We start from the raw sequence: 18820 nt of genomic DNA on the forward strand, positions 1-18820 counted from the left end.
GAGAAAATTGACGCTTGGGTCAATAAATCCTTTACCTTATTAATTTTATAAATACAATTACAAACGATATTGATAAGGATTATCATTTGTATGAAATGGTTTTATGGAATCTTAGGGTCTATTTTGATCAGTTATTCACTCGCAGCGCAGGCAAAAACGTTACTTAATAAGCAGTATCGCGACGCTCCGCACCCGTCAGCCAGCTTTCAGGTTCAAAAAAATCACTACTATCAACTGAGCTTTAGCGCAGTTGAACCGCTCTCTTCTGCGACCTTAAGTAATGATTCGGTAACTTTAGCGTCTTCTCTGCTAACCACGAGCAGCCTGTTTGGCGAACGGTTCTGGATAGCCGATAACAACGACACCCTCACGATTAAATTTAACGCGGGCTCCGAGAATCACATCACACTGCAGGTGGATGAATTTGAACTTAAAGATGATCAACGCGTAAATCCGAAACAAGTCATACAGAGCCCACTGTTGAGACAGGTTCAAACTGATTCAAACGCCAGCACCTCATACGATGAATCTTGGTTTTGGCAGCAAGTCCGCGCTCAAGGAGGGACGCCACTGGTTGAGCCTATCGACAATGACCAAGTATTGATGACGTTTTTATGGCGCGGAGATGACAAGAATGTTCGCTTGCTTGGCGCGCCATATGAAGGGCACGCTTATTTGTCTAAGCTTGAGAACAGCAAGATCTGGTATCAAAGCTATAAGGTCCCGAATGACACTCGTTTATCTTACTATCTAGCGCCAAACAGCCCACAACTGAAACCGGCCGCTGGCTCACGACAAGCACAGCGCCGAGCGGTTCTGTCTCGCATACAAGCCGATCCCCTCAATCACGGCCCTTTGTTTGCGAGCCGAGGGCAATCGCAGCCGAAAGCATCAACGCTTGACCTCTCACATCAAAATGACACAACCGCGGATGTTCATCAGCGACAAAAAGGGCAGATTCAGAGGTTTGTATTTGACAGTGAGATACTCGGCAATCAACACGTCATTGATTTATATACCCCTAATAAGGCGTACCCTGTAAATCAATATTCCCCACTCGTCATTGCGTTTGATGGTCTTGAATATCAGCAGCAAATTCCCACCCCAATCATTCTCGACACTTTGATTGATGACGGGAAAATTCCGCCCACACGCGCGCTATTTATTCACAATCTAACACCGAAGAGCCGAGCCATAGAGCTGCCAGCAAATCCTGATTTTGCCAAAATGCTCGCTAAGGAATTGTTACCTTGGTTGTGCCAGCAGAAAGTCTGTCCTTCCGCCGAGAACACATTGCTGCTTGGCTCAAGTTTTGGTGGGCTAGCAGCAAGTTACGCGGCGCTTGCGTACCCGACACAGTTTGGAAAAGTGCTTAGCTTATCTGGTTCGTATTGGTGGTCTGCCGAACGTTTCCCAAATGGTATAACCGATCTGATTCAACCTCAATTCGCCCACTCTGTTCAATTCTACTTGACCGCAGGACGCTTAGAAACCGCCCCCGAATCAGACAGCATATTGACGACCAACCGACAATTTTACCATCAGCTCAACACACTCGGTTACTCGGCAACCCTCAATGAGGTTGCAGGTGGACACGACTATTTTAGCTGGCGGTCGGCGATTGCCGACGGCCTAATTTGGCTACTTTCTGCCGATTCCCAAAAAAATAAACTTTAAAGGTAAGGATGACTATGAAACCTTCACATCTAAGCTGTGCAGTGGCTTTGATACTGAGCTCTGCCAGTGGCTATGCCGCAAACCAAAACCACGCATCAATTTCCGATGTCGTGGTGGTCACGGCGACAACCAACGAAACCACACTAGACAAAGCCCCCGCTTCGGTAACCGTGATCACCAACGAAGAGCTGAATAAACTGCCTGCGACCAATATCACCACCGCTCTTGAATCAGTCGCAGGTGTTCATATTTCACGCAGTACGGGCAGTGAGCCGAAAATCGTGGTTCGCGGTATGCATAATCAAAACTCCAGTAACGGGAATTATACCCTTCTGCTGGTTAACGGGCGTCGTGTTAGCTCCAGCGAAACCGTGATTCGTGGTGCTGGCTTCGATCTCTCCAGTATTCCGATGAGTGCGATTGACCATATTGAAGTCGTGAGAGGCCCCATGTCTTCGATCTACGGAAGTGAAGCGCTAGGTGGTGTCGTCAACGTCATTCTTAAAACCCCAACTGAAGAAACCCACATAGCGGGAAGCCTTAGTTACAGTATGCCTGATGATCACGCGGCCAGTTCTGTGTCTCCAACTTCCGATGGTAAATTGACCAACGGCAAAGGCTTTGCCAGCGGCTCAATTATCGATAACCAATTGCTGTACACGCTCTCTGTGGATGTTAGCGACCAAGAAGGTTGGTATCCGAATAATGCAGGCGATAACTTCACACCGCAAGCAAAGCAAAAGCGTACCGGAATGAATGCTGGGCTGACTTGGCTAACCAGCGATCAAGATACCGTGACATTGGACGTTGGCTACCTCGATGATGACCGCACCGAAATTGATAGCAGCGATACTGATTACAATAGTTTCTACGAAAGTAAAAAGCTGACCACCAATTTAGGGCACCAGCGTGACTGGTCATGGGGGGAAAGCAAAGTGAACTATTTTTATGAACGTTCGAAAGTGCATGAAAATAACTCGCACCCCATGGTTGCAGAGGCTGATCTTGTGCAAAACAATCATACGGTGGATGGCAAAGTGGCGTTCTCCCCAGCTGAGCAGCATATGCTAACCACGGGCGTTGCGGTCTCTTACACCTCTGTTGAAAACGAACGCGATTATACCGGGGATCGCTCGGTGACCGAGAGCGCAGTATTTGCTCAAGACGAATACGCTCTGCTCGACGACTTAACCCTGACACTCAGCGGACGTTTCACCCACAACAATCAGTTTGGTAGTAACTTCAGCCCCCGCGTTTACGCCGTCTATCAAGCCACCTCGAACCTCACATTTAAGGGCGGTTATGGTGAAGGCTTTAAAGCACCAACTATCTTCCAGTCATCAGATGATTTCTCTCTGATCAGCTGTGGCGGAAGCTGTTATTTGATTGGTAACCCGGACTTAAAAGCGCAAACATCCAAGTCGTATGAATTTTCCGCTATGTACCAACAGCCAAGTTGGTACGCTCAAGCAACGGGGTTCTTCAACCAAGTAGACGATATGATTGACCGTGACTTAGACAATCGCATCGGCAACGCGGCGGATGGCAATTATCTGATTCACTATGTCAATGTGGATGAGGTCGAAACTCAAGGTGTCGAACTGGAGCTCGAATTCGATATTAGTGACGATCTGTATGTCACCAGCAACGCGACATTCACTCAGTCTGAAAATCAATCGAATCATCAAGACATTGCCTACACACCAAAATGGCTTGCCAATGCAACGCTTAACTGGCTTCCGACCCAGGAAGTATCGTTATTCACCAGCATTAACTACACTGGCACCCAAAAAGACAGTGATGATAATAAACTCGATGATTATCAGATTATTAACTTTGGTGGACGCTACCAAATCAGCAATGAACTCGCGCTAAAAATGGGCATCACTAACTTGTTTGATGAACGTTTGGACGACAGTGACCAAGACTATGAAGATACTGAAATTGGCCGCACCTACTATGTGACCTTAGATTTCGAAATTTAAATGAGGCATCCACTGCAAACAAAAATGACCGCTTAATGCGGTCATTTTTGTATCGAACTAACATTCAATCACGTTAACCGCCAATCCTCCACGCGAGGTTTCTTTGTATTTATCTTGCATATCCATCCCCGTATCACGCATGGTTTTGATCACTTTATCTAATGAGACAAAATGCTGACCATCACCGCGCAGCGCCATCTGCGCCGCGTTGATCGCTTTCATCGCAGCAATGGCATTCCGCTCGATACACGGAACCTGAACCAACCCTCCTACCGGATCGCAGGTTAAACCCAAGTTATGTTCAAGACCAATTTCGGCGGCATTTTCAACTTGGAGCGGCGTGCCCCCTAAAATTTGGCAAAGCCCAGCCGCCGCCATGGCACAGGCTGAGCCAACTTCCCCTTGGCAACCGACTTCAGCGCCGGATATAGACGCATTCTTTTTACACAGCGCGCCTATCGCCGCGGCCGCCAGCAGGAAGTCCACCACATGCTCTGGATTTGGGTCTTGAGTGAACTCCATGTAATACATTAATACCGCGGGGATGATGCCTGCAGCGCCGTTCGTTGGTGCCGTCACCATACGTCCACCGCCCGCATTTTCCTCATTGACCGCCAAAGCATAGAGGTTAATCCAGTCCATGCCATTGAGTGTCGAACTAATCACATTGGCAGCGGTGCACTGCTTCAATGACTGATGCAGACCTTTCGCGCGGCGTTTGACCGATAAACCACCAGGTAATATGCCTTCTTGTGTTAAGCCTCGTTCAATACACGACTTCATTGCATGCCAAATGCCCGTCAGTTCACTACGTACCTGCTCTTCGCTGCGCCACACCTTTTCATTTTCCATCATCAATTGACTGACAGAAAGCTGATGCGCTTGGCAAAGCTCGAGTAGCTCTTGACCCGAGTTAAAATCAAAAGGCACCGCAGTTTGGTTGAGCGCAACATCTGCTTGCCGCGTTTCTGCTTCATCAATCACGAATCCGCCGCCAATCGAATAATAGGTATTACGATGTAAGGTATGGCCATCATGACCAATCGCCAAAAGCTCCATCGCATTAGGGTGAAACGGCAGCGCGTCATCGAGCAAGTGCATATCACGCTTCCATTTAAACTCGACGGCTTGCTGGCGATAGAACATCAGCGTGTGCTGCTGTTTTATCCGCTCAATTTCGTGGGGAATGATATCAGGGTCAATCGTGTCTGGGCGATAGCCCATCAACCCCATCATCACGGCGTTATCGGTGCCGTGTCCAACACCCGTTGCGCTGAGTGATCCATATAATTTGACCACCACTCGAGCCACACTGTCGTAAGTCATTGAAGCGCCAACTTCTTCACTAAAGCGCGCCGCCGCTAACATCGGCCCAACAGTATGGGAGCTTGACGGCCCCACACCAATTTTAAACAGATCAAACACGCTAATAGACATAACTTTGCCGCCTATGAAAATTCGAGATAAGAGTCATGAAGACTAGTGACTTAATACAATGGTTCGTCCGCCAGAGAGAAACACACGCTTTTCGATATGATGTTTTACTGCGTTAAACAGCGTTATACGTTCGATATCTTGACCTTTCGCGACCAACTCTTCTGGGTATTGTGCATGCCCAACCTCTTGAATACCTTGCGCAATAATCGGTCCTTCGTCGAGATCATTATTGATGTAGTGCGCCGTTGCCCCCACCATTTTCACTCCTTTTTCCCATGCTTGATGGTAAGGACGTGCGCCCTTGAAGCCAGGAAGTAACGAGTGATGAATATTGATTGCGCGTCCTTCTAATTGGTCACACAACCATGGTGAAAGCACTTGCATGTAACGAGCAAGTACCACCAACTCAACGTCATAGTCATCCAGCAAGCTAACCATTTTCTGCTCTTGCTCTAGCTTACTTTCCGGGGTGATTGGCAAATGGTAATAAGGGATGTCATGCCATCTGGCAAGGTTCTCCAAATCCGGATGATTTGAGATAATCAGCGGCACTTCAATATTGAGCTGCCCTGTTCGATAACGGTAAAGAAGATCGTTTAAGCAGTGGTCATACTTAGAAACCATAATCGCCACACGAGTGCGATGATTTGGCTCGGTCAGTTGCCACTGCATAGCAAATTTTTCAGCACGCGGCGCAAATTCCTGATTGAACTCATCGACGTTAAATCCTTGAGGATTCGGACGAAACTCAATACGAATAAAAAAGCGACTTGATGCTTTGTCGTCAAAAGAAAGGATCTCTTCAACATAGTGCCCAGCTTGCGCCATGTAACGAGTCACAACATCAACGGTTCCAAGTGTGCTTACGCAACTTGCCGTAAAAATCCAAGGTTTGACATTATCCGTCATGTTTATTCCAACTCCCTTTGTTGCCGATGTGAACATCTCACATCGGCATACATTACGACTAGATCTCGATGTTTAAACCAAACTCAAGGCTGGCATCTTGCAGCCACAACCAAATGTAGTCAGCAAAGCTGCGGCGAATCACTAATTCAAATCGCTCATCGCTGATACGGCGAATGGTGGCGCTGCTTTTAGCAAAAATGGTCGAGACCACTTTGCCCACAGGAAACTCAGTCGGATAAAAGTCGATCGGCGTCGATTTTTTCAATACGTCCACGGCATGAGGACCTGACAGTTCAATCACTGTATTGCCACCACTGCTGTTAACCAGTGAATAATGTCCGACCATTTCTTGGCGTAACTTCTCTTCCACATCAAAGCTTGCAAGCCCTGGCATGGTGATAAGCCACTCATCTGGTGTCATCCAACGCATCACATAGTCTCCCTTGTGGGTGGACGTCAGTGGCTGAATCGGCAATTCAAAACCCAGTGCTTTTTTTACCGCTGCCGTTTGCTGCGCGTTACTTGCATCACAGCGTAGAACCAGATGACCAAGCAGTTTGTTCTCTTTTAAAGTCACCCCAGCTGAGCCGCTATTGGCTTTCGCTAAGCTTTCTAAGTCAGCGTGGTGCAGTGGTGACTGAGCTTGAATTTCACCGCTTGGAACTTGATCCATCAGGGCAACCAACGGCGTTTGTTGTTGATCTAGCATTTCGGTATCAGACATTTTGACGCTCTCCTTTTGGATCGAGAAATACGGTGCTACAAATTTCTGCTTCGATGACTGAGCCATCGACTTGTGGGTAGTAAATCTTTTCACCCATTCGGCTCAAGCCACTTTTAACAAACCCCATCGCGATACTGCGGCCAAGGTTTTCACTCCAGTAGCTAGATGTAATATGGCCGACCATCGGCACTGGAATTGGCGCGTTAGGGTCCATCACACCTTGAGAACCTTCAGGAATGACAACATTTGGATCGATGGTTTTTAAGCCCACCAGCTGTTTGCGGTCCGTACGAATACAATCTTCACGTGCCATGCCGCGCTTACCGATGAAGCTGAACGGTTTATTTTTACCCACACACCAGTCCATGCCTAAATCATAAGGGTGAACAGAACCATCGGTATCTTGTCCGGCGATAATAAAGCCTTTTTCAGCACGCAGAATGTGCATGGTTTCAGTACCGTATGGCGTAATGTCATATTTGGCGCCATGTTCAATCAGCTTTTTCCATACATGCATGCCGTAGTTGGCTTGAACGTTAATTTCAAACGACAACTCGCCAGTGAACGAGATTCGGAACACGCGTGCTGGTACGCCAGCCACCGTCGTTTGCTTCCAATCCATAAAGCGGAAGTTGTCTTTGCTTAAGTCGCAATCGGTCAATTCCGCCAGCAGTTTACGGCTGTTCGGCCCAGAAATGGTCGCCGTTGCCCAGTGATCGGTCACGGTATTGAAGTACACTTCAAGCTCTGGCCATTCAGTCTGGTGATAGAGCTCTAGCCACTCTAAAACATGAGCAGCGCCGCCCGTAGTGGTGGTCATTAGGAAATGATTTTCGCCTAAACATGAAGTCACGCCGTCATCAAATACCATACCGGTTTCACCGCACATTAAGCCGTAGCGACATTTGCCCACACCCAATTTAGCCCAGGCATTGGTATAAACACGGCCAATAAATTCGCGCGCATCTTTACCTTGAATATCGATTTTACCGAGGGTTGAGGCATCCAAAATACCGACAGATTTACGCACAGCGGTACATTCGCGGTTCAGCGCTTGCTGCATTGTTTCACCGCGTTTTGGATAATACCAAGGACGTTTCCACTGACCGACATCTTCAAACTCTGCACCATTTTCTAAATGCCACTCATGCATCGCTGTGTAACGTTTAGGATCAAACAGCGCATTGCAGTGACGACCGACGATTGCGCCAAAGGTTACTGGCGTGTAGTTCGGCCTAAAGATTGTGGTTCCAGTCTCAGGAATGGTTTGCCCTAGAGCTTTGGCGGTAATCGCCATGCCATTAATGTTACCAAGCTTACCTTGGTCGGTACCAAAGCCCATGGCGGTGTAACGTTTGACATGCTCAATGGATTCAAAACCTTCTCGACATGCGAGTTCAATCCCAGCCGCGGTCACATCGTTCTGATAATCGACAAACTGCTTTGGTGCTTTTGACGTTGTCAGCGGATGAGGGATATGGAACATCGCCATTGGCTGCGCGACCGTCTCTACTTCGACTTTAGGTAACGCGACCTCTACCACACTAAAACCAAGTGCTTGCAGCGCTTTGCTGCCTGCTTCTAAGCCCTGTTCTAAAGCGCCTTGAGTGGAAAACTCACCGCTTATCGCGCCTGCCAACAGTTGTTTTTGCTTAGTGGCCCCCGGAACAAAACCGATGACTTTGTCGTCCCACACCGGGCGACTTCCGGTATGACACGATAAGTGTACCGCAGGACTCCAGCCTCCAGATGTCGCGACCGTGTCCGCTTCAAGCTCATAAGGCTTACCGACGACTTTGAGACCCAGTGAGTCGATATTCGCCACGCGCACCGCTTTGACTCGCTTGCTGCCTTTAACGTCGATCACCGCAGAACCAGAAATGACTTTGATCCCTGCATCTTTCACTTTATCAATGACATGACTCGTCGCACTCGAACGGGTATCAACCACTGCCACGACCTGACGACCAGCTTGGTGCCAATCGAGGGCTGTTTGGTAACCGCTGTCATTGGTGGTCATTACCACCAGTTGTTTACCCGGTACGACCGCATAACGATTAATGTAGGTCGATACCGCGCTGCACAGCATATTACCCGGAACGTCGTTGTTGCCGTAGACAAGCGGTCTTTCATGAGAACCCGTAGCGAGAACCACCCATTTAGCTCGCACTCGGTGTAAACGCTGACGCGCCTGCGTTTTTGGTGCTAGGTCGCTTAGGTGATCAGTACAACGCTCATGGATGGTTAAGAAGTTATGATCGTGGTAACCATTCACCGTGGATCGCGGCAAAAGCATAACATTGTCGGCTTTAACAAGTTCCTCAACCACCTCACTAACCCAAGCCATAGCTGGCTTGCCATTTAGCGTCTGTGTGCTGCTCAATAGGCTGCCACCAAACTCGTTTTGTTCATCGGCAATGATGACTCTCGCGCCCGCTCTGGACGCCGTTAATGCAGCAGATAACCCAGCAGGGCCGGCACCAACGATCAATACATCACAATGTTGATTGATGTTTTCGTAGCGATCAGGGTCAAGTTCCAGTGGCGAACGCCCTAAACCGGCCGCTTTACGAATATACGTTTCGTAGGTTTCCCACATCGATTTGGGGTACATAAAAGTCTTGTAGTAAAAGCCTGGGGGCATCATGCTGCCACCGATTTTCCCTACAAATCCCATTAAATCTTTTTCGACATTTGGCCAGCCGTTAGTCGACTTACTGACTAAGCCATTGTATAGCTCTTGCTGCGTGGCGCGCACGTTAGGCACTTGGGTCGCTTCCGTTGCCCCCAGCTGCATAATGGCATTCGGCTCTTCCGCGCCGCTGCCAACAATCCCACGAGGACGGCCATACTTAAAGCTGCGCCCAATGATATCTACGCCATTGGCAATCAATGCGGAGGCTAAAGTATCCCCTTCAAAACCTTGGTAATGTTGGCCATTGAATTCAAAACTCACTGGTCGAGATCGGTCAATACGACCTTCTGCTGCTAGCCGGTTTAACTGTGACATCCCTGCACTCCTTTAGCTTGCAACCACAGTGGGCTGCTCTCCAATTTTGTAAACTTCTTTAATTTCGTAGGTCTGGGTGTCACGCGTCATATTAAAGAATTTACGGCACCCCGCTGAATGCACCCACATTTCGTGATGTAGACCACGCGGGTTTTTACGAAAGAACAAAAACTCACCCCACTCTTCATCACTGCATGAATCTGGGTCTAGCGGGCGAGAAATATGAGCTTGTCCTTTAGGATGAAACTCTTCTTCTTCGCGATATTCGCAGCAATGCGGACAGTAAATTAAAAACATCCTTGTCTCTCCTTAGTGCGCAACGCCAGAGGCGCCATGTTCATCAATCAGTGCACCATTGTTAAAACGGTACATAGAAAACGGCTTCGCCAAATGGTGCATTTTGCCCGCCGCCAAACTCGCGGCAAATACGTTGCCCGAACCAGGCGTAGCTTTAAATCCACCCGTTCCCCAACCACAGTTAAAGAATAAGTTTTCCACTGGGGTTTCAGTCATGATTGGACAAGCATCGAGCGTGGTATCGACAATCCCGCCCCATTGGCGGTTCATCCGTACGCGGCTAAAGATCGGGAACATTTCCAAGATCGCTTGAATCGTATGTTCAATCGTGGCGTACGAGCCGCGTTGACCGTATCCGTTGTAACCATCAATACCAGCACCAATGACCAAGTCACCTTTGTCAGACTGGCTGACATAACCATGAACATGGTTAGACATCACGACAGTATCCAAGATAGGTTTAATAGGTTCCGATACCAGCGCTTGCAGTGGGTGCGATTCAAGAGGCATCTCAAAGCCTGCCATTTTCGCCACTACACCGGAGTTACCAGCGACCACGCAGCCCACACGCTCTGCCATAATGTTGCCATAGCGATTGGTTTTCACACCTTTGATCACGCCACCTTCGATAATCAGATCGGTCACTTCCGTTTGCTGAATAAGGTCAACGCCTAGGCTGTCAGCACCGCGAGCAAAGCCCCAAGCCACGGCGTCATGACGAGCCACACCCGCATTAGGCTGCCAAGAGGCCCCTAAAATGGGATAACGTCGATTCGGTGAACAATCCATATGTGGGACCAGTTCTTGAACCTGCTTGGCATCAAGTACTTCACCTTGAATACCGTTAAGACGGTTAGCGGCGACGCGACGCTCAATGTCACGCATATCTTGCAACGTATGACCGAGGTTTAAACAACCTCGACGTGAAAACATCACGTTGTAGTTCAAATCTTGTGACAAGCCATCCCATAATTTGAGCGAATGTTCAAACAGGTGCGCGGCTTCATCCCACAGGTAGTTTGAACGTACAATGGTCGTATTTCGCGCGGTATTACCGCCACCTAAATAGCCTTTTTCAATCACGGCGACATTAGTAATGCCGTGTTCTTTAGCAAGATAGTAAGCCGTTGCTAAACCATGGCCGCCACCACCGATAATAATGACGTCATAACGTTTTTTGGGAGTGGGATTTCGCCACACGCTTTGCCAGTTTTCATGGTGAGAGAGCGAGTGTTTGAATAAGCCAAAACCTGAGTAATGCTGCATAGTCCTATTCCTTGGTTCATACATGAAGTGCCACCGCACTTCATGGCACTAAACTAGCGATACGCGGGGAAATCACGGCACAATGCCGCCACATTTTCACGCACTTCTTGTATTTTGTTTTCCAATGCACTGGGCTGATCCAATACATCAAGAATGTCGGCAATCCAGCCGGCGAGGTTGATACATTCCGCGATGCCAAAGCCTCGCGTCGTGATGACCGGAGAGCCAATACGCAATCCAGAGGTCACAAACGGCGATTGTGGATCGCCCGGAACGGCATTCTTATTGACCGTGATATTCGCTCGACCTAACGCGGCATCCGCGTCTTTTCCGGTCAAACCTTGTTTGATAAGACTAAGTAGGAACAAGTGATTGTCTGTACCGCCTGATACGACATCAAATCCTCGCTCAATAAAGACCTCTGCCATCGCTTGAGCGTTTTTCACGACTTGTTTTTGATAATCGGTAAATGAGGGTTCAAGCGCTTCTTTGAATGCCACCGCTTTGCCTGCGATCACGTGCATGAGCGGGCCACCTTGTCCACAAGGGAACACGGCAGAATTGAGTTTTTTCTCAAGTTCATTGGTCAGAGATAAAATCAAACCACCACGTGGGCCGCGTAATGTTTTGTGCGTGGTAGTGGTGACAACATCAGCATAAGGGACCGGATTAGGGTATTGGCCCGCGGCAACTAAGCCGGCGACGTGCGCCATATCTACGAAGAGATAGGCATCCACTTTATCCGCAATTTCACGAAACTTTGCCCAATCCACAACGCGAGAATAGGCTGAAAACCCAGCGACAATCATTTTCGGTTTATGCTCAAGTGCCAGCTCTTCCACCTGTTGATAGTCGATTTCTCCGGTCTCTTCGTTCAATCCGTACTGAATCGCGTTATACAACTTGCCTGAAAAACTTACATGCGCACCGTGAGTTAAGTGTCCACCATGCGCGAGGCTCATACCCAAAATGGTATCGCCTGGTTCACATAGCGCCATGTAAACGGCAGCATTAGCTTGAGAGCCAGAGTGAGGCTGGACGTTGGCATACTCAGCACAAAAGAGTTTTTTGGCGCGCTCAATGGCTAACTCTTCGACTTCATCCACAAACTCACAACCGCCGTAGTAACGTTTTCCTGGATAGCCTTCCGCGTATTTGTTGGTCAGCATTGATCCTTGCGCTTGCATCACTCGGGGACTGGTGTAGTTCTCTGATGCGATCAGTTCAATGTGAGACTCTTGACGGAGCTCTTCCTTATTTATGGCCGCCCAAAGTTGGTCGTCATACCCTTCAATCAGTTGTTCCTTGTTAAACATGTTCTCTCCTTGCTGCCACCATGATAAGTTGAGTGGTAGTGGCTTTATCACGACTGATTTATTGACATCAGATGGTTACTTGGCGTTTTGTCCCTCGAGCAAATCAAGTGACTGTTAATCAAAACGCTCAATCATGTTAATGAAGTTGGGTATGGCGACCTTGCCTGAAACTGTCTTTGACATGTCCGATTACGACAAAGCGAAACGACGTATTTGGTACGCATCAAACCGCAGTAAATGGCAATTTCGTTATCTGGATACAAATTTACGTATTCACCTACGGATAGAGGTTCAAAAAGCGGCAAATAAGGGTCATTCTTGATGAGTAAATCTTTTACAATTTAAGTGATATTAAAACTAAAGGTGAGGCAGACCTTCTCGTGACAGTACGAATTTTTCTTTTGATGAGTGTACTCTTTTCAACGCTCAGTTATGCGATCACTCCGATCACACCACCGACGAAACCAAGCATCACTGCCCCTATCGATTTAGTGAAAGTCGATAAATCAAAACGCCGTATGTATCTATTTTCTAATCAGCATATTGTGAAGTCTTATCGCATTGCTTTGGGTAAGAATCCAAAAGGACATAAGCAGCGCGAAGGGGATCAACGGACACCAGAAGGTCGCTATTATTTAGGGTTTGTATCCAATGATTCGTCGTATTATCGCTCGATTCATGTCTCTTATCCCAATCAAAGAGATATTGAACACGCGCATAAACTTAATGTTGACCCAGGTGGCAACATTAAGATTCACGGTTTAAAAAACGACGAAACCCACTCAGCAAACTACATCCAAAGTTTTGACTGGACGAATGGGTGCATTGCACTGACCAATGATGAAATGGATGAATTTCTGGCGTTGGTTAAGCCAGGTACACCGATTGATATCGAATGGTAAGCCGTGGGGTCATGCCTCACGTTCTATCAGCGCGTTTGCGTTGTCTTCCTCTGGGGTGCGTGTCATCCACCAGCAAAGTAATGAGCCGAGCGTTACCAAGCCAACGCCTTGCCAGAAGCCGCTGCTTAACGAAATGCCTAATAACAGGGCGGAAAACAGCGCCGCCATGATAGGCGTAAAGTAGGATAACGTCGCTAATAGCATCATGTTGCCACCGAGGAGCGCTTGGTTCCATAGCCCATATCCTGCGGCCATAACGATTCCAGTAAAGACCAACCAAGCGATACTGGGCAAGGTTATTGACATGGGTGGCTGCTCACTTAATGCGTATTGCAGCCAAAGCCCTGCGGCCGTAAACAAGAAAAACAGCCCAACCGCGCTTTTTCCGCTGCCGATCTGTTTAGTCACCACACAGTAGGTTGCCCATAGCACAGCACCAATCAAAGCTAAGCTATAGCTCAATGGATTGGTGGCGATATTATTGGCTAGAGCAGTCAGCGAGAAAGTTTGTCCTCCCAAAATAGACCACACAACGCCGATAAACGCGATACCAACACTTGGGTAAAGCCACAGGCTGACTCGTTTTGTACTGAGCTGAGCGGCGAATAACACCGTTAATGCCGGCCATAGATAGTTGATGATCATCATTTCAACGGCTTGATGCCGAGAATCTGCAAGGCCTAATGAGAGCGCCATACACGCCTCATATCCGGCAAACAACGCTCCACCAATGACAACATAACGCAATGAAAGATCGCAGCGTCTCGGTAACCCGGTAACCATCATCACCATCATTGTCGCCAGCGAATAGATAAGCGCCGCACCGCCAACTGGCCCGAGTGACTCCGTCACTATGCGCATCAGCGCTGATACTGTGCTCCAAAGGACAATCGCAATCACACCGCACAGTGTATATTTATGACGTTTCAATACCGCACCGTCTTTTTTGTTTTGCTAAATGGACGGATACATTGCGCTGGCCATCCTATGTAGTCAATAACTTACACGGATCACTGAACTTTTATTGACCAAAACCCGGTAAATAGTGGGATAAAAACCAACGCCCGCTATCAACGATCAACTGCATCTGCTCACGCCCTTCACCACTAAGGCTATAAATCAACACAGCAAAGTGCGCGAACATCACTACCCACTGCCCTGCACGAAACAGCAGGGAACGTGTTGGTAGCGGGGAAAATGGCGCGCTAAGAACTGGAAGTATCCAGCCACCAAATACGGCAATAAACAACAACGCCGCACCGCTAGTTTGTGGTTTAGTATTTCGCCAAGCACACACATCAAGCGCCACGACAAGACTCATCAATAAATTAACCGCAAGCAGCCAATAAACCACTTCGATAGGATAGCGATAATAGAACGTTGCCCCACCAAGCGCTGTGATAAAGATAATTGCGAAAAATACATCAAAAGAAATACCGCTTAAAGGCTCTATATTTGCCGCCTGAGCATGGCCTAATACATCTTTACTGATCGAGAAACGCACCGGCATTGCTCGCTTTGGCCTCATTTTACGACGTTTCAGCGCCTGCTCTGTAAAACGAACTTTGTTTCCGCCATGAACGGGCGTAATAAAGCCATAGCCTTTATCTGGATACCATTCGCTGATTTGCCCTTTGTGTGCCATCACTTATTTTCACTTAAATCATCACGCCATGCTTGTGCACTTCGTGTGAGTGCACTGACGTGGTTAATGAAACACTCGTGATTTAAGCATAGAAAAAAGCCGAGCACATGGCTCGGCTTATTCATACTTTGGCGTTAGGACAACGACTTCACAATTGACCACGAATGGGTCATGGTGATACCCGCACCAAGCATCAAGCAAACTGAACAATACTTTTCTAATGAGTTGGCTGTCACTTGCGCGACCACCTCTTCGTCAAGCTCGTTGCCTGTAATGTCAAAATGAATATTGATCGCCGTAAACAGCCGAGGCGCAGTGTCACGTCGCTCCGTAGTCAACTTAGCCACGCAACCAGATACCGATTGACCGGCGGATTTTAAACCGTCGACAACATCAACCGAGCTGCAGCCACCCGCCGCCATTAGCACCATCTCCATTGGGCTTGGCGCGGTGTCCCCCCCATTTCCGTCCATCACCACAGAGTGGCCTGACTGCGATTGACCTAGAAACTTAAAATCTTCAATCCATTTTACTTCGGCTTGCATGCGCACTCCTTATTGTGTGTTATCAGTTGGAAAAACGACGCCCGTTTGCTGTCGAATTTGTTTAAGTAATTTGGCGACGAGCAGCGAGCGGCGCTTACAATCAGGGTCAATGGCATTGCTTTGTACTTGATCAGCAAACACGTGGGCTTCATCAAACATCGGATTCGATTGTTGTTCAACACTTAAATCTTGAGGCTCACTGCCTCTTGGGATTTTCACCACTTTTTGCGCCGTTGAGATCATCTCAACCAAAAGCGCTGCATCTTCCCCCTGAATTTCACTGTTTAAGTACGAATTGCTGGTTTTTGAATGGTTGAGGACCACATCAAACCCATCGTAACTCATCACCACACTTCCGTTGCCATCCACTCCGGAATCGAGCAGGTGGGCAGTAGCCTGTACCGCTTTAGGTTCACCAAAAAGCTCAACGGCAGAGGCCAAACAATAATAACCAATGTCCATGATTGAACCATTAGAAAATGCAGGATTGAACGTATTTGGGTTTTCACCGTTGAGGTATTTCGGATAACGTGATGAATATTGGCAGTAGCTGATCATAGCTTGACGGATCGCGCCGATGGAGCTGAGCTGAGCTTTGAGAATCTTAAAATTGGGCCGGTGCGGAGACATAAAGGCTTCAAACAACACTCGCTGGTTATCTTCCGCCGCGCGATACATTTGCTGCGCCAATTCATCACTAGACGTTAAGGGCTTTTCACAGGCGACATGTTTGCCAGCGTTGAGCAGCGCTATGGTTTGCGGCGCATGAAATGAATTAGGGCTTGCAATGTAAACAGCTTCATAAGTATCGCTCTGTGCGAACTGCTCAAAGTCATCAAAACAAGCGATGTCAGCACCGTATTGGTCGGCAAATTGGCGCGCTCGATCAAGTTCTCTTGAGTATACGGCGGTAAGCTCAAAACGTTTGGTTAATAACGCGGCGTCGATAAAGCGATCAGTAATCCAGTTGGTGCCGATGACAGCTAATTTAATCATAATCTTATCTATACCGTTAAGATGACACGGAGTGCCAGAAGAATCAGTACTGCGCCTGACAACCTGTCAATCAGCACAGCGCGAGTTCGAATTTTATCCAGTACGCGTGGATTTGAGAGGAACAATGTAATCAGTGTATACCATAGCCCATCGACTAGAAATGGGGTGAGCACGATGACTGACTTGCTTTCCCAAGAATGGCCAATCGCCACAAACTGACTAAACAGAGCGATAAAAAATAGAGAAATTTTGGGGCTGAGTAGTGAGATAGTAAACCCTTCTTTGGCGGATTGAAAAACACTCACCGCCTCACCCGACTCCAATTTAGCCGCTACGCCCCCTTTTGAGCGCAGAGCATTAAACCCAAGGTAGGCAAGATACGCGGCCCCAGCATAACTTACGGTCTTAAACAGTAGCGGTGACTGCTGCAGTACCACCGCAAGGCCAATGAGCGTTATAAACGCATAAATCGCAATGCCAAACGCGTGCGCCCAAGCGGTCGCCAAGCCATTACTGCGTCCGCCCGCCAAACTGTGCTTAGCAACCATAGCAAGGCTGGGCCCTGGTGACATCGCACCCAGTAAGCATATGGTAAATAAAGAAAACCAAATCGTAATTGTCATACAGACCTCCTCGTGAGGAGAGTAATGTAGCGCGAACCCATCATGATTCAAAATCAAAGTTAGTCATAGCAGTCATGATTTCAAGTCATGACCTATTGAGTAGCGTGAAGACTGCATAATACTCAGAAGCAGGTGGCGTATCCATTGGTGGGCGGGGTCGTTATCTACTTTCGGATGCCAGATCAACCAATACACCAAAGCGTCGGTAGCAAAAGCCAGAGGTTGGTAACTTAACAGTGCATGACTGGAGAGGTTTTTGGCAATATGCTCTGGAACCACTAACACGTAATCACTCTCTAGCAAAGTGTTCACTGCGGCGGAAAAAAACGGCAGTTTCAATGCGACTCGGCGCTGTTCTCCCTGCGTTTTTAACGCCACATCAATATGTGTATTTTTATCCCCACCGCCAGTTACCGCGACGTGGCTGAACGAAGTAAGACGCTTTGCGGTAATCGGCGCGCTAAAAACTGGATGATCTTGACGCGCTAAACAGACGGAGCTATCAGTGCCAAGTAGCGTACTTTTTAATCCTTTCGGCGCTTCCCTGCCGATTGTCATGGTGGAAGCCAAATCAATACCGCAATGGTCGAAATCTCTTAAGTAAGCCGGATCCCATAGCCGGTATGCTAAATTAAGCCGAGGCGCTTGAGATTCAACTTTCTGTGCGAGTTTAGGAAACAAATACTGAGCAACATAGTCGCTAGAGGAAAACACAAATTCCCCTTTCCAGTTCTCTGGCGTAAATGGTTTGTCATTGAGTAGTCCATCGCATTCATTAAGCAGAAAGTCCAATTTTTCTTTTAATTCAAGCGCCTTTGCCGTTGGCAATAACTGGTTACCATCACGGACCAATAATTCATCAGCAAATAATGTTCTTAACTGTGCCAGTTGGCGACTCATGGCTGATTGGGTGATATGTAAACGCAGCGCAGCACGACTCACGTGCTGTTCTTCAATTAAGATTTGCAGGGAGCGAAGTAAATTAAGGTTCATGTGCTGACTCTTTGACTAACGATTATAAAGATCGAAAAACTCACTGAGCACAGTATGAGTGGTTAAATGTTTCAGCTCTGGAATTTGATAAAGCGCATCATGAAGCTCGCTCATTCTCGCCATGCTTGGCACTTCCACATACAACATCATATCGGTTTCACCGCTGATGGCGCGGCAACTCTTTACACCATCCAAACCATAAATGTATTGTGCGTAGGATTCACAACGCTTAATCGAGTTGCTGGTGTCCAGCTTTAAAGCTAAATAGGCGCATATCAGATCAGGCTCCTTTTTATCTTTAGCAAGATTGGCGTGATAACCCAGAATCTCTCCCTCGGTCTCAAGCCGTTTAATTCTCGCGGTCACCGCTGAGCGTGATAAGTTCACTTCTCGAGCAATATCGCTGACTGAACGCCGCGCATTATGTTTGAGGATCTCAAGAATGTGTTGGTCGAATTTGTCCATGGCTTTAAATACTTAACTAGATGATTGTGC

18 protein-coding genes are annotated in these 18820 nt (G+C 47.8%); 4 read left to right on the forward strand and 14 right to left on the reverse strand.

All coding sequences use genetic code 11. From position 1 onward, the window contains the following. Positions 1-90 precede the first annotated feature (90 nt). Together M1D72_RS04575 and M1D72_RS04580 are read left to right on the forward strand one after the other, a co-directional pair. A complete protein-coding gene (locus tag M1D72_RS04575; protein ID WP_456294695.1) occupies positions 91-1677 on the forward strand; it encodes an alpha/beta hydrolase-fold protein in 1587 nt (528 codons plus the stop codon). 14 nt (positions 1678-1691) lie between these two features. Next, positions 1692-3662 (forward strand): TonB-dependent receptor domain-containing protein, encoded by a 1971-nt coding sequence (locus M1D72_RS04580; RefSeq protein WP_456294696.1) that lies wholly within the window; start codon positions 1692-1694, stop codon positions 3660-3662. 57 nt (positions 3663-3719) lie between these two features. On the opposite strand, the gene M1D72_RS04585 is transcribed toward M1D72_RS04580, so the two are convergent. Genes M1D72_RS04585 through glyA form a run of 7 tightly spaced genes read right to left on the reverse strand, consistent with a single transcriptional unit; the run spans position 3720 to position 12621 of the window. Beyond that, entirely contained in the window at positions 3720-5099 is a 1380-nt protein-coding gene (locus tag M1D72_RS04585) for an L-serine ammonia-lyase (protein ID WP_456294697.1), read from the reverse strand. Positions 5100-5141: 42 nt separating this feature from the next. After that, positions 5142-6008 (reverse strand): formyltetrahydrofolate deformylase, encoded by an 867-nt coding sequence (purU, locus tag M1D72_RS04590; RefSeq protein ID WP_456294698.1) that lies wholly within the window; start codon positions 6006-6008, stop codon positions 5142-5144. Positions 6009-6066: 58 nt separating this feature from the next. Continuing rightward, positions 6067-6732 (reverse strand): sarcosine oxidase subunit gamma, encoded by a 666-nt coding sequence (locus M1D72_RS04595; protein WP_456294699.1) that lies wholly within the window; start codon positions 6730-6732, stop codon positions 6067-6069. Continuing rightward, entirely contained in the window at positions 6725-9742 is a 3018-nt protein-coding gene (locus tag M1D72_RS04600) for a sarcosine oxidase subunit alpha (protein WP_456294700.1), read from the reverse strand. Before M1D72_RS04600 ends, M1D72_RS04595 begins: the two co-directional genes overlap by 8 nt. Before the next feature lie 12 nt (positions 9743-9754). Beyond that, positions 9755-10039 carry a sarcosine oxidase subunit delta gene (locus M1D72_RS04605; RefSeq protein WP_390194250.1) on the reverse strand — a complete coding sequence of 95 codons (285 nt, stop codon included), beginning with the start codon at positions 10037-10039 and terminating at the stop codon, positions 9755-9757. Between the two features lie 12 nt (positions 10040-10051). Then, positions 10052-11305: a sarcosine oxidase subunit beta family protein gene (locus M1D72_RS04610; RefSeq protein WP_390194248.1), complete on the reverse strand. Its 1254-nt coding sequence runs from the start codon at positions 11303-11305 to the stop codon at positions 10052-10054. 53 nt (positions 11306-11358) lie between these two features. Next, positions 11359-12621 carry a serine hydroxymethyltransferase gene (gene glyA, locus M1D72_RS04615; RefSeq protein WP_390194247.1) on the reverse strand — a complete coding sequence of 421 codons (1263 nt, stop codon included), beginning with the start codon at positions 12619-12621 and terminating at the stop codon, positions 11359-11361. Between the two features lie 133 nt (positions 12622-12754). Here glyA and M1D72_RS04620 point away from each other — a divergent pair, with 133 nt between their 5' ends. Together M1D72_RS04620 and M1D72_RS04625 are read left to right on the forward strand one after the other, a co-directional pair. Next, positions 12755-12943 (forward strand): hypothetical protein, encoded by a 189-nt coding sequence (locus M1D72_RS04620; protein ID WP_456294701.1) that lies wholly within the window; start codon positions 12755-12757, stop codon positions 12941-12943. An 82-nt stretch (positions 12944-13025) separates the two neighbouring features. Further along, positions 13026-13523 (forward strand): L,D-transpeptidase family protein, encoded by a 498-nt coding sequence (locus M1D72_RS04625; RefSeq protein ID WP_390194245.1) that lies wholly within the window; start codon positions 13026-13028, stop codon positions 13521-13523. A gap of 9 nt (positions 13524-13532) precedes the next feature. Here M1D72_RS04625 and yddG read toward each other — a convergent pair whose 3' ends face one another. The 7 genes from yddG to M1D72_RS04660 all read right to left on the reverse strand — a co-directional run bounded on the left by yddG (position 13533) and on the right by M1D72_RS04660 (position 18790). Continuing rightward, positions 13533-14453 (reverse strand): aromatic amino acid DMT transporter YddG, encoded by a 921-nt coding sequence (gene yddG, locus M1D72_RS04630; protein WP_456294702.1) that lies wholly within the window; start codon positions 14451-14453, stop codon positions 13533-13535. Positions 14454-14544: 91 nt separating this feature from the next. After that, the gene (locus M1D72_RS04635; RefSeq protein ID WP_456294703.1) at positions 14545-15171 is read right to left on the reverse strand and encodes a cold-shock protein; all 627 of its coding nucleotides are present in this window, start codon (positions 15169-15171) and stop codon (positions 14545-14547) included. Between the two features lie 131 nt (positions 15172-15302). Further along, entirely contained in the window at positions 15303-15713 is a 411-nt protein-coding gene (locus M1D72_RS04640; RefSeq protein WP_390194242.1) for an OsmC family protein, read from the reverse strand. Between the two features lie 9 nt (positions 15714-15722). Beyond that, positions 15723-16709 carry a Gfo/Idh/MocA family protein gene (locus M1D72_RS04645; RefSeq protein WP_390194241.1) on the reverse strand — a complete coding sequence of 329 codons (987 nt, stop codon included), beginning with the start codon at positions 16707-16709 and terminating at the stop codon, positions 15723-15725. An 8-nt stretch (positions 16710-16717) separates the two neighbouring features. After that, entirely contained in the window at positions 16718-17332 is a 615-nt protein-coding gene (locus M1D72_RS04650) for a LysE family translocator (RefSeq protein WP_390194239.1), read from the reverse strand. Between the two features lie 72 nt (positions 17333-17404). Then, positions 17405-18325: a LysR family transcriptional regulator gene (locus tag M1D72_RS04655; protein ID WP_456294704.1), complete on the reverse strand. Its 921-nt coding sequence runs from the start codon at positions 18323-18325 to the stop codon at positions 17405-17407. Positions 18326-18340: 15 nt separating this feature from the next. Beyond that, positions 18341-18790, reverse strand: a complete 450-nt coding sequence (locus tag M1D72_RS04660) for an Lrp/AsnC family transcriptional regulator (RefSeq protein WP_456294705.1) — start codon at positions 18788-18790, stop codon at positions 18341-18343. Positions 18791-18820: the final 30 nt, after the last annotated feature.

The sequence above is a fragment of the Vibrio sp. AK197 genome (genome assembly GCF_053903115.1).